This is a genomic window from Microbispora sp. CSR-4 (genome assembly GCF_008033685.1).
Classification (GTDB): Bacteria; Actinomycetota; Actinomycetes; order Streptosporangiales; family Streptosporangiaceae; genus Microbispora.
Map to the genome: position 1 here is coordinate 1 of NZ_VJVX01000272.1, position 444 is coordinate 444.

At 71.2% G+C, this 444-nt stretch carries 1 protein-coding gene; it reads right to left on the reverse strand.

What is annotated here, in order from left to right:
• Positions 1-278: HNH endonuclease signature motif containing protein (locus FLV34_RS42080; protein WP_222709821.1), on the reverse strand; the 278-nt coding region annotated here is incomplete at its 3' end.
• Positions 279-444: the final 166 nt, after the last annotated feature.

Here is a 444-nt window from a genome sequence, read left to right on the forward strand (position 1 = left end):
AGGTTGGCGGCGGTGGTGGCGCCGTTGTCGGCCCAGGCCTGGATGTGGTCTTGGTCGGTGCGGGTGGCGGGCATGCGGCAGCCCGGCCAGGAGCAGACCCGGCCCCGAATCTGGACGTATCGGCGTAAGGCCGCATCGGCATGACGCCGATCAGCCCCGTTTGTCGTATTTGCCACCCCAGCGGTGCCGGCCGCACCAGCCGCGCCCGTGGTGCTGACCGCGCCTGCCGTGTTGGCCATGTCGGCCGAGTCTGCCGGGTCGGTCTGTTCGCCCAGCATGGCCGGGTCACCCGATCCCTTTGGGGCGTGCGCTGCAGCCTGGTCACAGGATCGGCCCGGGTGAGGTGCTGCTGCCGGGTGGGGTGATCCGGCTGGGTGAGGTGATCCGGTTGCGGGGGTGGTGCCGAGCTGGGCGTGGGCTTGACGGGTGAGGTCGGCGATGAGG